Consider the following 13,600-nt stretch of genomic DNA (forward strand, 5'->3'; position numbering starts at 1 on the left):
AGGAACATATTCGCCTTCCTTGCGGTGTGCGTTAAGGTGTGATTTGAACGCTGACGGGGGATACGGCCGTCTAAACGTCCGGCGTCCAGCCTGAAAGGGCGAAAAGGGAGAGAGTTCTGGTGGATAAAATTGTTGCCACAACGAGGGGTGCCGTCGTTGGTGCTTTCGCATTGCTGTGGACGAGCGGTGCCGCTTTTGCGGATCAGCCGCGTCCATGGGAGATAAGATTTCAGGAAGCTGCGACGGGTATTGCCGAGCAGATTCATTGGTTTGAGCGTTATACGCTCTGGTTTATCATTCCGATCACATTGCTGGTTCTGGCTTTGCTTATTTGGTGCGTGATTAAGTTCCGCGCGAGCGCAAATCCAAACCCATCCAAGACCAGCCACAATACGGCGGTCGAAGTGGTCTGGACCGTGGGTCCGGTGATCATTCTGCTTTTCTTGGCAGTGCCGTCATTTCAGCTTTTGACAGCGCAGTATTCACCAGAGGATCCGACACTGACGGTTAAGGCGACCGGCTATCAGTGGTACTGGGGTTATGAATATCAGACCGAAACGCCGGTCAGCTTTGATTCGCTCATTCTCAAGGATGCCGACCGTGCTGCTGCCGGCAAGGAAGATCACGCTCGTTATCCGCGCCTTTTGGCTGTCGATAATGAAGTCGTCGTGCCAATTGGCGAGACGGTGCGTCTTCTGGTAACAGCTGCCGACGTGATCCATTCCTGGACTATTCCGGCTTTCGGCGTGAAGATGGACGCTGTACCGGGCCGTATCAATGAGGCTTGGTTCAAAGCTGACAAGGAAGGCCTGTATTACGGCCAGTGCTCCGAGCTTTGTGGCAAGGACCATGCCTTTATGCCGATCGCCGTTCGTGTCGTCTCGAAAGAGCGTTATGACACTTGGTTGACGGCTGCGGCCTCGGATGTCCCGGGCGCGAACAAGGCGCTTCAAGCCGATCTTGAAGGCGATGCAAACGATAAAGTGGCTGCGGCGGGTCTTTAAAGACTTCGATACGCAAGACTGTTGAAAAACGGGAGCGAATTCCATGGCTGGCACAGCAGCTCACGAGCATGGAGCCCATGACGACCACAAGCCAAAAGGCTGGGTGCGCTGGGTTTACTCGACTAATCATAAAGATATCGGTACTCTGTACCTGATCTTCGCAATCATTGCCGGCATTATTGGCGGCGCGCTGTCTATCGCGATGCGCGCTGAGCTTCAGGAGCCGGGCATCCAGATTTTCCATGGTCTGGCGCAAATGGTTTATGGCGTTGAGGGCGATGCTGCTCTCGATGCTGGCAAGCATATGTTCAACGTGTTCACCTCGGCGCACGCTCTGGTCATGATCTTCTTCATGGTCATGCCAGCGCTGATCGGTGGTTTCGCCAACTGGATGATCCCGCTGATGATCGGTGCGCCTGATATGGCGTTTCCGCGTATGAACAATATTTCGTTCTGGCTTCTTCCGCCTGCACTCACGCTTCTCCTGATCTCGCTGTTCATGCCAGGTCCGGCAGGCGGTTGGGGGCCGGGTGGTGGCTGGACGCTTTATCCGCCACTTTCGACATCCGGCCAGCCCGGACCTGCAGTGGATTTCGCTATTCTAGCGCTGCATATTTCAGGTGCGTCGTCGATTCTCGGTGCGATCAACTTCATCACAACGATCCTCAACATGCGTGCTCCGGGCATGACGCTGCATAAGATGCCGCTCTTCGCATGGGCTGTGCTTGTAACGGCGTTTCTGCTTCTGCTGTCTCTTCCGGTTCTGGCTGGTGGCATCACCATGCTGCTTACCGATCGTAACTTCGGAACGACGTTCTTCTCGCCAGATGGTGGCGGTGATCCGATCCTTTATCAGCACCTGTTCTGGTTCTTTGGTCACCCTGAAGTGTATATTCTGATCCTGCCGGGCTTCGGTATTGTCAGCCACATCATTTCAACCTTCTCGCGCAAGCCGGTATTTGGTTATCTCGGCATGGCATATGCCATGGTTGCGATCGGCGTTGTCGGCTTCGTCGTCTGGGCGCACCACATGTACACGGTCGGTCTGTCGCTCGATACGCAGCGCTACTTCGTCTTCGCGACGATGGTTATTGCGGTTCCGACGGGTATCAAGATCTTCTCCTGGATCGCGACGATGTGGGGTGGGTCTCTGACCTTCCGTGCACCGATGCTGTGGGCGATTGGCTTCATCTTCCTGTTCACTGTTGGTGGTGTTACCGGCGTTCAGCTCGCCAATGCCGGTCTCGACCGCGCACTGCATGACACCTATTACGTTGTGGCACACTTCCATTACGTGCTGTCGCTGGGCGCAGTGTTCGCGATCTTCGCAGGCTGGTATTACTGGTTCCCGAAGATGAGCGGTTATATGTACGACGAATTCACCGCGAAGCTGCACTTCTGGGTCACTTTCGTTGGCGTTAATCTCGTCTTCTTCCCGCAGCACTTCCTCGGTCTTGCCGGTATGCCACGTCGTTACATCGACTATCCGGATGCTTATGCGGGCTGGAATATGGTGTCGTCTTACGGTTCCTACATTTCGGGCTTTGCCGTGCTGATCTTCCTCTACAATGTCTTCGAGGCATTCGCGAAGAAGCGTGAAGCGGGTGCAAACCCATGGGGTGAAGGTGCAACGACGCTGGAATGGCAGCTTTCTTCGCCTCCGCCGTTCCATCAGTGGGAACAACTGCCGCGTATAAAGTAATTGTGCAAAGGGCGAGCGCCGGAAAGGGGTTCGCCCTTGAACAAAACTGTGATATGTGCGGGCGGCATTTAGATCCGTCCGTAGCCGGTTGACGTTCAAGAACGACGCTTCCGATCGGAGTGAATGCATCTCCGGGAGGTAAAGTCGTTTTGGATTGCTGGTGTGCACTCAGGGCAGAGTGCAGCATCGGCCCGGTGAATTCGAGGTTGTTGAAGTTAATGTCTCTGGTGGAAAAAAACACGGTTTCCGACGATGCATTCGCTCTTTCAGAGGCGACTGCACGGGATTATCTCGTCCTGCTGAAGCCGCGTGTCATGTCGCTGGTGGTGTTCACCGGACTTGTCGGTCTGGTGCTTGCGCCCGGCCATATGAATCCGGTTCTGGCTGCGATCAGCATCCTCTGCATCGCGGTTGGTGCTGGCGCATCTGGCGCACTCAATATGTGGTACGATGCCGATATCGATGCGGTGATGAAGCGCACGCGCAATCGTCCGATCCCTGCTGGCGTGATCGCGCCCAATCAGGTTCTGGCTTTTGGCCTAACGCTGTCGGTCTTTTCGGTTATCACGCTCGGACTGATGGTCAACTGGCTCTCCGCTGCTCTGCTTGCCTTCACCATTTTCTTCTATGCTGTCATCTATACTATGTGGCTCAAGCGCTCGACACCGCAGAACATTGTTATTGGTGGTGCGGCTGGTGCTTTTCCTCCGATGATCGGCTGGGCTGCTGCAACGGGCGAGATCACATGGGACAGTGTCGTTCTGTTTATGATTATCTTCCTGTGGACGCCGCCGCACTTCTGGGCACTATCGTTGTTTTCGAGCAATGATTACGAAGCCGCACGCATTCCTATGATGCCGAATGTGAAGGGCGAACTTTCGACCCGCCGACAGGCGATGTTCTACGCCGTGATCATGGCGCCGGTTGGCGTACTGCCTTACTTATTGGGCTTTGCTGGCATCACTTATGGTGTGATTTCCACGCTGCTCGGTGTGGCATTCGTCTACTATGCATGGCGCATGTGGGTTGCGGAAAGCCATACGCAAATGCTGCTTGCAGCGCGCAAACTGTTCCGCTTCTCGCTGATTTATTTGTCGGCGGTATTTGCGGTTCTGCTCGTGGAAGCACTGGCAATCAGGCTGCTGACAGCCTTTGGAGTGATTTAATGGATAATTCCGTACAGAAGCCGCATAGCGAGGAGCTAGAGCTGGTTACACCAACGGCGCAGCAGCGAAAAGCCCAGCGTAACCGTTCCTGGGGGCTTGCTATCGCTTTGGCTCTGTTCGTTGTTCTCGTTTACGTGGGCACAATGGCCAAGCTCGGAGCAAACGCTCTGGTACGTCCGTTCTAATTTTTAAGTGAACTGATAAAGGGTTCGATCTGGGAGGGTAGAATGGCAGATCAGCAGAAGGTTGACGAAAAGCAGAAACGCCTCAATCGCTCCAATCGTACGGTTGCGATCGCGTGCCTGTCTTTCTTTGTCTGCATGATTGGCGCAGCTTACGCCTCTGTGCCGCTCTATCGGATTTTTTGTCAGGTGACTGGTTATGGCGGCACGACACAACGCGTCGAGCAATATTCCGATACCATTCTTGATAAGACGATGAAGGTGCGTTTCGACGCCAATACGGCCAATGGCCTGCCTTGGGATTTCAAGCCTGTTGAGCGCGAAGTAACCGTGCGCATCGGCGAAACCACCATGATCAAGTACGAAGCACGCAACCTCTTTGATGAGCCAACTTATGGCCGTGCGAGTTTCAATGTTGCTCCAGGTCGTGCAGGCGCTTATTTTAACAAGGTCGAATGTTTCTGCTTCACCGATACGACTTTGCAACCGGGCGAAGACATGGAAATGCCCGTTGTTTTTTTCGTTGATCCAGAGATCGTCAACGATCCCGATCTGAAGGACGTGAAGACGATCACGCTGTCCTACACGTTCTTCCCGATCGATAAGCCAAAGCCTGTTGCAAACGCAAAGGTTGCGCCAACGGGCAATAACGGAAGCTGAACATAGAGAATAACGCGGCACACAATGCCGCAAAGACAAAAGAGCTAAGCCGCTCTATTGTTGTAATGAAAAGGGAATTACCTGATGTTCTCAATGAACTCAGGTATGAAGGCACAGAGAGGAGCCTTGGGGAGAGACATGGCCGACGTTCACGAGAAGAATCACGATTATCACATTATAGCGCCGAGCCCCTGGCCGTTCTTGAGTTCGGTAGGTGCATTTGTGCTTGCCATCGGCGGTATCGCGTGGATGCGTTATATCAACTCCGGCGAACTCAAGTTCTTCGGTTTGAACATTGTTACGCCATGGATTTTCTTCATCGGCCTCGCAATCGTTCTTTACTGCATGTACGCTTGGTGGGCAGACACTATCAAGGAAGGTCACGAAGGACATCACACGCGCGTCGTCTCGCTGCATCTGCGCTATGGCATGATCATGTTCATTGCGTCGGAAGTCATGTTCTTCGCGGCATGGTTCTGGGCATTCTTCGATGCGAGCCTTTTCCCGAACGAAGTGCATCAGGTTGCGCGCGCTGAATTCACGGGTGGTCAGTGGCCTCCGAAGGGCATCGAGGTGCTCGATCCGCTGCATCTGCCGCTCTACAACACAGTGATCCTGCTGCTCTCGGGCACGACACTGACCTGGGCGCATCATGCATTGCTGCACAAAGATCGCAAAGGCATGATCACAGGCCTCGCGCTGACAGTTGTGTTGGGTGTGCTGTTTTCATTCGTGCAAGCGTATGAATATATTCACGCACCGTTCGAGTTCAAAGACTCGATCTATGGTGCGACCTTCTTCATGGCAACAGGCTTTCACGGCTTTCACGTCATCATCGGAACGATCTTCCTTTTGGTTATCCTCTTCCGTGCGATGGGTGGTGATTTCACACCTGAACGCCATTTCGGTTTTGAAGCGGCTGCATGGTATTGGCACTTCGTGGACGTTGTCTGGCTGTTCCTGTTCTTCACGATCTATGTGTGGGGCGGTTGGGGCGCACCGATGCACGGCGGCTGATTTATCAGCTGGTAAGATTGCAGAGCGGCCCTGGAAACACGGCCGCTTTTTCTTTTCTGGTGCGTTTTGGAGGGTGTGATGTCGGATCATAATCTTTATCCGCCGGTCGATCCGGTCAAAAGCGGGATCAGGGGACATTGTCCTCGCTGCGGTGAGGGGAAGCTGTTTGACGGCTTTCTCACAGTCGCCCCCAAATGTCGGGCCTGTGGGCTTGATTACTCCTTTGCGGATTCAGGCGATGGTCCGGCCGCTTTCGTTATTCTCCTCATCGGTTTTATCGTGGTTGGCGCGGCCTTGTGGATGGAAGTCAATTACGGACCGCCGCTCTGGGTCCATTTCATCTTGTGGGTGCCGCTGGCCATTATCCTAAGCTTGGTTGCCATGCGCTGCATCAAGGGTATTCTGATTAATATGCAATATCGCAACAAGGCGTCTCAGGGGCGTCTGGACGATGGTAAATGACCCAAACACAAAAGCCGCAACGGTTTCCATGGGGGATACTTATTGCATCCCTTATCGCGTTTGTGATCCTGCTGGCGTTGGGAACATGGCAGGTTGAGCGGCTGCAATGGAAAGAAGCGCTGCTTGCTACCACGCAAGAGCGGGTCCATGAAGCCCCGCTTCCTTTGGCCGAGATGGAAAAAATCTATGGCCAAGAGGGAACGGTTGAATACCGGCCTGTGACAGTTTCGGGCACCTTCATGCATCAGGGCGAGCGGCATTTTCTTTCGACCTATGATGGCAAGCCGGGCTTCAATGTCTACACGCCGCTAATGCTCGAAGATGGTCGGTTTGTGCTCGTTAATCGTGGGTTTGTGCCTTACGAGAAAAAGGATGCCGAAACTCGCCTCGACGGACAATTGGATGGCCCAGTGACGGTGACAGGACTGGCCCGCGATCCGTTAAACGCCAAGCCCGGCTATTTCGTTCCAGACAACGATGTCGCCAAGAATATCTTCTATTGGAAGGATTGGTCGGCGATGGCAGAAAGCGCTGATATCCCTTCGCTTGACGATGCGGTGCCGTTCTTTATCGATGCGGATAACAAGCCAAACTTTGGTGGCTTGCCGATTGGCGGGGTCACGATCATCGATTTTCCCAACAACCATCTGCAATATGCAGTTACGTGGTATGGGCTTGCTTTGGCGCTGTTAGGGGTTGCCGGAACGTGGTTCTGGCGGTATCGGAAGGTGGATAAGGGTTGACAAAGGCCTCGTTGCAGCCCAACTCCCGCCCTATATATCTATTCGCGCCTCACGCCGAACCCAGCGAGCACGATTCATGACTGATACACGCCCCCCTCTGGAAATCCGCCTTTGCGGCCCGCGCGGCTTTTGCGCAGGCGTTGACAGGGCAATCCAGATCGTCGTGCTGGCACTTAAGAAATATGGCGCCCCAGTCTATGTGCGCCACGAGATCGTGCACAACCGCTATGTGGTTGAAGGCTTGCAGTCACGGGGCGCAATTTTTGTTGAAGAGCTCGATGAAATTCCTGCGGAACATCGCGATCAGCCGGTCGTCTTTTCTGCCCATGGCGTGCCAAAATCGGTGCCGGCTGATGCTGAAGCAAAGAACCTTTTTTATCTCGATGCGACTTGTCCATTGGTTTCCAAGGTTCACAAGCAGGCAATGCGCCATCAGCGCCTTGGTCGCCACGTTATCCTGATTGGCCATTCCGGTCATCCCGAAGTGATTGGCACGATGGGGCAATTACCGGATGGAACGGTTACTCTCATCGAGACAGTTGAAGACGCGCGCAAGATAGAGTTTGCCGATCCAGACAACCTCGGTTTCGTCACGCAGACCACGCTTTCGGTTGATGACACTGCAGGTATTATCCAAGAATTGCAGCAGCGCTTTCCAAATCTGACCGCACCAGCTGCGGAATCCATTTGCTACGCCACGACGAACCGCCAGGATGCCGTGCGTGCAGCCGCTCCCGGTTGCGATCTCTTCCTCATCGTGGGTGCTCCGAACTCCTCTAACTCCAAGCGCCTTGTCGAAGTGGCCGAAAAGGCTGGCGCGGGCATGTCGATGCTCGTGCAGCGCGCAAGCGACATCGAATGGGACAAAGTCGGCGATATTTCGGTGGTTGGTCTTTCCGCTGGCGCGTCTGCGCCCGAAATCATAGTCGATGAAATTATGGATGCCTTCAAGGCCCGTTTCACTGTCAAAATAGAACTGGCAGAAACGACAATTGAAACCGAGAATTTCCTCGTCAATCGTGAAATCCGCGATGTTGAGCTGACGGTGCAGGATATGGCATTCGTCAACGGTGAAAACCGGGTTGTCGGTATTCCTAAGTTGGAGCGTATCCCGAAAAGTGTGTAACGGTTTTCGAATAAGATGCGCGATAGAAACAAGCGCATCCCGAAAGGTGTGCGGCGGTTTTTGGGTAATATGAGTGTAGTGAATATGGGGAAATAAACGGCATGGCCGTCTATACAGATATCAATGAAATCGAGCTCGGTTCTTTTCTTGAACAATATGACATCGGTGCCCTGACTTCGTATAAGGGCATTGCAGAAGGGGTAGAGAATACCAATTACCTTCTGCACACGACGATAGGCTCTTTCATTCTTACCCTTTATGAGAAGCGCGTTAATCGCGATGAGCTGCCATTTTTCCTGAATTTGATGCAGCATCTGTCAAAGCGCGGTCTGGAATGCCCGCAGCCTGTAGTGCGCCGCGATGGTGTGACGATCGGTGAACTTGCAGGCCGTCCAGCAGCAATCGTGACGTTTCTTGAAGGCATGTGGATGCGCAAACCCACTGTCGCACATTGTGAAGAAGTTGGTCGTGGGCTGGCTGAAATGCATCTGGCTGGTGAAGATTTCACTATGCGCCGCCGTAATGGTCTGACATTGCCTGACTGGCGTCTGTTGTGGGATCTTTCGAAAGAACGTGCGGACAGTGTCGAGCAGGGACTGGTTGCTGAGGCAGAGGGCGATCTCGATGATCTGGAAAAGAATTGGCCGGTGGGATTGCCGGAAGGCGTCATTCATGCCGATCTCTTCCCGGACAATGTGTTTTTCCTCGGGGACAGGCTGTCGGGTTTCATCGACTTCTATTTCGCCTGCACGGATATTCTCGCCTATGACGTGGCAGTCTGCCTCAACGCTTGGTGCTTTGAGAAGGATTTCTCCTTCAATCTCACCAAGGGCGCTGCATTCCTGCGCGGTTACAATTCAGTGCGCCCGCTGTCTGCTGCTGAGATTGATGCTCTACCAGTTCTGGCTCGCGGCGCGGCGGTCCGCTTCATGCTGACCCGTCTCTATGATTGGTTGACCGTCCCAGATGGTAGCTTCGTGATGAAAAAAGACCCGATGGAATATGTGCGTCGTATGCGCTTCCACCGTCAGGTTACATCGGCAACCGAATACGGACTTGAATTGGCAGGAGCTGCCGCGTGAAGCATATCGAGGCTTTCACAGACGGTGCCTGCTCGGGCAATCCCGGCCCTGGTGGATGGGGTGCTATCGTGCGCTGGAATGGCCATGTGAAAGAGCTGAAGGGTGGCGAGGCAGACACTACCAACAATCGCATGGAACTAATGGCAGCAATTTCAGCGCTATCAGCGTTGAAAGAGCCATGTGAAGTCGATCTTTACACAGACAGTGTCTATGTGCGTGACGGTATTTCCGGCTGGATTGAGGGTTGGAAGCGCAATGGCTGGAAAACCGCAGCCAAGAAGCCGGTGAAGAACGCGGAGCTGTGGCAGGCGCTGGATGAGGCGCGCAAGCCGCATAAGGTGACGTGGCACTGGGTCAAAGGTCATGCGGGTCATCCTGAGAATGAACGCGCTGACGAGCTAGCTCGTGAAGGCATGGAGCCGTTCAAATATAACGGATACAAGTCGCTTCAGGTGAAGTAGTGACTACAGGGTTTAGGGCCATTGAAAATCCGCGCTTGAACACAGCGCGGCTTTTTACTTTGATGCTGATTATTTGTTCTGCTGCAGCTCTGTTGGATCTTTGAGGCGACCGGTCAGAGAGAAGGCCAGCAATGATGATACCAGCATTACAGCTCCAACGATGAACATCGGCATCTCATAAAGGCCGGTCCAATCCTTGACGAGACCCGTAATATAGGGCGCCGCAAAGCCCGCAATGTTACCGATTGTGTTAATGAGCGCGATACCTGCGGCAGCTGCTGTGCCGCTTAGGAAGCGAGATGGAATAGCCCAGAAGTTCGGCAGAGCCGAGAAGATCGCACAGGCAGTCACGGTGATCATCAGGATCGTGGTTGCAGGCGTTGGCATGAAGAGAGCGGCCGGGATTGCAATCGCACCCACAAGTGCTGGGATGCCAATATGCCATGGGCGTACGCCGCGTTTGGCTGCATCGCGGCTCCAGAAATAAAGAGCGAATGCTGCGGGCAGATATGGAATTGCGGTGATCAGGCCCTTATCGAATACGTCAAACTTCGCATTGAATTGCTGCTCAAAGCCACCAATGATGGTCGGCAGGAAGAACGCCAGCGCATAAAGGCCGTAAATCAGGCCGAAATAGACGATGGACAGGAGCCATACGCGCTTGTCTGCGAGAGCAAGACCCGTCTTATGGCTGCCATGCACCTTTTCCTTAATCTTCTCTTCCTGAGCAAGCGCGCCATTAAGCCAGTCGCGTTCATCCTTGTTCAGCCACTTGGCGTCGTTTGGCGTATCAGGCAGGTAGAACCAGGTGATGATACCCACGATGATAGCCGGAGCCGCAACACCGAAGAACATAATGCGCCAGCCTTCAAGGCCGAAAGCACCGTGCATGCCGATCAGCTGTGCGGCAAGCGGTGCGCCGATCACAGTCGTCAACGGCTGCGCGAGATAGAACAGCGCGAGGATCTTGTTACGATGACGCGAAGGCACCCAGGTCGACAGGAACAGGATTGCGCCGGGAAAGAAGCCTGCTTCAGCAACACCAAGCAGGAAGCGTAGGACGTAAAGCTCGGTTGCGCTTGAAACCCATGTGAACAGGATCGCGACAATGCCCCATGTGACCATGATACGGGCAAGCCATTTGCGTGCGCCAAACTTGTGCAACGCAAGATTGCTCGGGACTTCGAGAATGATATAGCCGACAAAGAAGATGCCGGCGGCAAAACCGAACTGGGCTGCTGTGAGCGCAAGATCGGTGGTCATCCCGTTCGGACCAGCAAAGGAAATTGCGGTACGATCCAGGAAGTTGATGAAGAACATCAGCGCGATGAACGGAACCAGCCGGATCGAAATTTTCGATATCGCCGACTTTTCAACTGCCGTCATTTCGTGAGATTTTTGCTGCATTGCAGTTCCTCCCTGCTTGCGTATTAAGAGAAGCTAAAGAGACTGCGTGAATACATATCGAACGATATAATGGATTCCAGCGTTGCTTTAGCCCCTAAATAGGGTGGATAGCTAAAGAATGCGACATGCCGCCGCAATCGATTTATTGTCTGTCATTTGTGATATAACCTCACAGGTATGCTCAGATGCGAACAGGAGTTACTATGCGCCCATTGCCGTCTTTGAATGCGCTGAAAGCGTTTGAGGCTGTCGCGCGCCATCATTCAATGACAAAGGCCGCAGAGGAGCTATGTGTGACGCACGGTGCGGTTAGTCGTCAGATAAGATCACTGGAGGACTCACTCGGTGTACTGCTGCTTACACGCAACGCGCGACAGAGCGATCCCACGCCGGAGGGCGCGCGGCTGGCAGAAGGTCTGGCCAGTGCCTTTTCTATAATTGAGGCAAGTATCGAGCGCGTGAAGCCGGGACCGCTGACGCTGTCTTGCTCGTCTTCAATCATGATGGAGTGGATCATTCCGCGCATCGGACGCTTCCATGAGCGCTATCCCAACATCGAACTGCAATTCAACATGAACTATGATCGCATCGATTTTATGCGGGATAAAATCGGCATCGCCATTAGATCAAGCGTTATTGAGCCGCCGGCGGATGCGGTAATCCGCGACATGGGGCGTGAGGAGATCGGTTTGGTCTGCGCACCATCCTACTTGGCGCAATGTCCGCTCATAACACCTGCCGATTTGGCTCAAGCAACGGTACTTGCCACGCAAACGCGTCTGGAGGCATTTGCAGACTGGCAGAAGGCTGCGAATGCTGATTTCCCGGCACCTGAGCCAAAATCCACGTTCCATCATTTCTATCTGTTGATACAGGCGGTACTGTGTGGGCTGGGTGTAGCCGTCGTGCCGCATATGCTGGTTGCTGAGCACATCGCATCGGGACGCCTTGTAGCGCCATTTGGGTTTCGCCCGGGACCGCGTCGAATGCTGCTTTGGATTGCACCTCACAGGGCAGGGCAACCGGACACGCTGGCACTCGAAAAGTGGCTGACGCGCGAAATGCGCGCCCTGCCGGAAAAGCAAGGCGCGTAAAGACGTTCTTCAAAGCGCGTTAGAGTTGTTCAATCAAGGTTGCAGCACTTGAAGTAGCGGCCTGACCAGCCTGTTCTTCGATGTTGAGGGTCTTGACGACGCCGTCTTCAACGATTGCCGAATAACGCTTCGAGCGAATGCCAAGTCCGCCTGCAGTTGCGTCCAGTTCTAGACCAAGAGCTTTGGTGAAAAGGGCTGAACCATCTGCGAGATATAGGATCTTGCCTTCGCCGCCGGTGCTCTGCGCCCATGCTCCCATAACGAAAGCGTCATTCACTGCAACGACTGCGATCTGATCGACGCCTTTCGCAAGAATGGTGTCGCGATTGTCAAGATAACCCGGCAGGTGATTGAGGCTGCAGGTCGGCGTGAAAGCACCGGGAACCGCGAACAGAACGACCTTTTTGCCAGCAAACACTTCGTCAGTAGTCACTTCCTTGACGCCGTCTGCGGTCTTTACCTTGAAGGTTGCTGCGGGCAGCTTTTCACCAACTTTGATCGTCATCGTTTTTCTCCTGGAGGTGAGCTCGTGCCGTCATTGCCCACCTGTATGAATGTCTGAACTCGATTGCCAGTGCATGAAACATGGCGACGACACTTAAGCCGATAATGGTTCGCTCGACAATTTCAAATTGCTGATTACCAAGGTTAAATCGCTCTAATCGAGCCGTATCTGTCCTGAAACAGCCTTGCCGTTTTGCACCAGCGTATAATCGATCAAAGCGCCTTTGCTGGCTTTGCTATAGATCGTCGCGGTGAAACGCGGCTTGTTTGAATTTTTATCGGCTACTGCCTCCGAAAGGCTGACCTGATCACTTCCCACAAAAAGCGTTGCGGATGCTCGGTCATCCGGCAGGGCAATGTCGAACAGGGCCTTATCCGCATGCCGCTTTGCACCGCTCACCCCGAAAGCAGCCGTGGCAGGCGCGGGAAGGCGGTCAAAGGCTGTTTCGACGATTGTGCGCGCAGCAATGGTTTGTGGTGACTGTGCTGTATCTTTCGCAGTCAGCGGAAAATCGAATTGGGCTTGCACCGGAATACATATTTTTTGGCAGACACCGAGAAATACATGTCCTTTGAGCCGCTCTTCATCCGGTTTGACGGTAAATGTCAGTGGCAGCGTGACAGGGTGCGTATAACCGATACCGCCTTCGTCACCGGCACCAAAATTAACGGGCGCGGGGAAATCGATCCGTGCGGAGCTGTTGCCCTCAAGGTTGAGTTGCGGCGGCACACCTGCGTCACCCGGGTTGCGCCAATAGGTTTTCCATCCAGGGTTCAGATCAATCTGCAATGCTCCGCGCAGTTCATCGTTTTGTTTGGTCCCTTCGAGAACGACACGGACTTTGCCGCCCGGCGTCTCCGCCCAGTCGGACGTTGCTGCCAGCACGGGGAAGGCTGCGGTCAAAACAATAGTCATGGTCAGAAAAACGCGTAATTTCATGCGTCGAGATTGATGGAAAATCATGTTTCTATCAAGGCTGAGTTTGTGCT

Annotated in this window: 15 protein-coding genes; 12 read left to right on the plus strand and 3 right to left on the minus strand. The window is 53.8% G+C overall.

Going from position 1 to position 13,600, the window contains the following annotated elements; all coding sequences use genetic code 11:
* Positions 1–119: 119 nt before the first annotated feature.
* From coxB to rnhA, 11 genes are all read left to right on the plus strand, one after another.
* Positions 120–1,004: a cytochrome c oxidase subunit II gene (coxB, locus tag QBD00_RS18375; protein WP_095446186.1), complete on the plus strand. Its 885-nt coding sequence runs from the start codon at positions 120–122 to the stop codon at positions 1,002–1,004.
* Positions 1,005–1,047: 43 nt separating this feature from the next.
* Positions 1,048–2,706, plus strand: coding sequence for a cytochrome c oxidase subunit I (ctaD, locus tag QBD00_RS18380; RefSeq protein WP_095446187.1), 1,659 nt, complete (start codon positions 1,048–1,050; stop codon positions 2,704–2,706).
* 218 nt (positions 2,707–2,924) lie between these two features.
* Positions 2,925–3,872: a heme o synthase gene (gene cyoE, locus QBD00_RS18385; RefSeq protein ID WP_151091361.1), complete on the plus strand. Its 948-nt coding sequence runs from the start codon at positions 2,925–2,927 to the stop codon at positions 3,870–3,872.
* A complete protein-coding gene (locus QBD00_RS18390) occupies positions 3,872–4,057 on the plus strand; it encodes a hypothetical protein (RefSeq protein WP_095446189.1) in 186 nt (61 codons plus the stop codon). Before cyoE ends, QBD00_RS18390 begins: the two co-directional genes overlap by 1 nt.
* A 42-nt stretch (positions 4,058–4,099) precedes the next feature.
* Positions 4,100–4,714: a cytochrome c oxidase assembly protein gene (locus tag QBD00_RS18395; RefSeq protein ID WP_095446190.1), complete on the plus strand. Its 615-nt coding sequence runs from the start codon at positions 4,100–4,102 to the stop codon at positions 4,712–4,714.
* Positions 4,715–4,852: 138 nt separating this feature from the next.
* Positions 4,853–5,731, plus strand: a complete 879-nt coding sequence (locus QBD00_RS18400; protein WP_024896200.1) for a cytochrome c oxidase subunit 3 — start codon at positions 4,853–4,855, stop codon at positions 5,729–5,731.
* A gap of 78 nt (positions 5,732–5,809) precedes the next feature.
* Complete coding sequence (locus QBD00_RS18405) at positions 5,810–6,193, plus strand: DUF983 domain-containing protein (RefSeq protein WP_151091362.1); 384 nt, start codon at positions 5,810–5,812, stop codon at positions 6,191–6,193.
* Positions 6,190–6,936, plus strand: a complete 747-nt coding sequence (locus QBD00_RS18410) for an SURF1 family protein (protein WP_318580191.1) — start codon at positions 6,190–6,192, stop codon at positions 6,934–6,936. Before QBD00_RS18405 ends, QBD00_RS18410 begins: the two co-directional genes overlap by 4 nt.
* Positions 6,937–7,012: 76 nt before the next feature.
* Positions 7,013–8,062 (plus strand): 4-hydroxy-3-methylbut-2-enyl diphosphate reductase, encoded by a 1,050-nt coding sequence (gene ispH, locus QBD00_RS18415; protein ID WP_095446193.1) that lies wholly within the window; start codon positions 7,013–7,015, stop codon positions 8,060–8,062.
* 101 nt (positions 8,063–8,163) lie between these two features.
* Positions 8,164–9,144: a homoserine kinase gene (locus QBD00_RS18420; protein WP_318580192.1), complete on the plus strand. Its 981-nt coding sequence runs from the start codon at positions 8,164–8,166 to the stop codon at positions 9,142–9,144.
* A complete protein-coding gene (rnhA, locus tag QBD00_RS18425) occupies positions 9,141–9,605 on the plus strand; it encodes a ribonuclease HI (RefSeq protein ID WP_024896205.1) in 465 nt (154 codons plus the stop codon). Before QBD00_RS18420 ends, rnhA begins: the two co-directional genes overlap by 4 nt.
* A gap of 69 nt (positions 9,606–9,674) precedes the next feature.
* Here rnhA and QBD00_RS18430 read toward each other — a convergent pair whose 3' ends face one another.
* A complete protein-coding gene (locus tag QBD00_RS18430) occupies positions 9,675–11,012 on the minus strand; it encodes an MFS transporter (RefSeq protein WP_318580193.1) in 1,338 nt (445 codons plus the stop codon).
* A gap of 203 nt (positions 11,013–11,215) precedes the next feature.
* Here QBD00_RS18430 and QBD00_RS18435 point away from each other — a divergent pair, with 203 nt between their 5' ends.
* Positions 11,216–12,106, plus strand: coding sequence for a LysR substrate-binding domain-containing protein (locus QBD00_RS18435; protein WP_191793055.1), 891 nt, complete (start codon positions 11,216–11,218; stop codon positions 12,104–12,106).
* 19 nt (positions 12,107–12,125) lie between these two features.
* On the opposite strand, the gene QBD00_RS18440 is transcribed toward QBD00_RS18435, so the two are convergent.
* Both QBD00_RS18440 and QBD00_RS18445 read right to left on the minus strand, forming a co-directional pair.
* Entirely contained in the window at positions 12,126–12,611 is a 486-nt protein-coding gene (locus QBD00_RS18440; protein ID WP_095446198.1) for a peroxiredoxin, read from the minus strand.
* Between the two features lie 153 nt (positions 12,612–12,764).
* Entirely contained in the window at positions 12,765–13,550 is a 786-nt protein-coding gene (locus tag QBD00_RS18445; RefSeq protein ID WP_318580194.1) for a protein-disulfide reductase DsbD domain-containing protein, read from the minus strand.
* Positions 13,551–13,600 lie beyond the last annotated feature (50 nt).

The sequence above is a fragment of the Ochrobactrum sp. AN78 genome, assembly GCF_029909885.1.
Classification (GTDB): Bacteria; Pseudomonadota; Alphaproteobacteria; order Rhizobiales; family Rhizobiaceae; genus Brucella; species Brucella quorumnocens.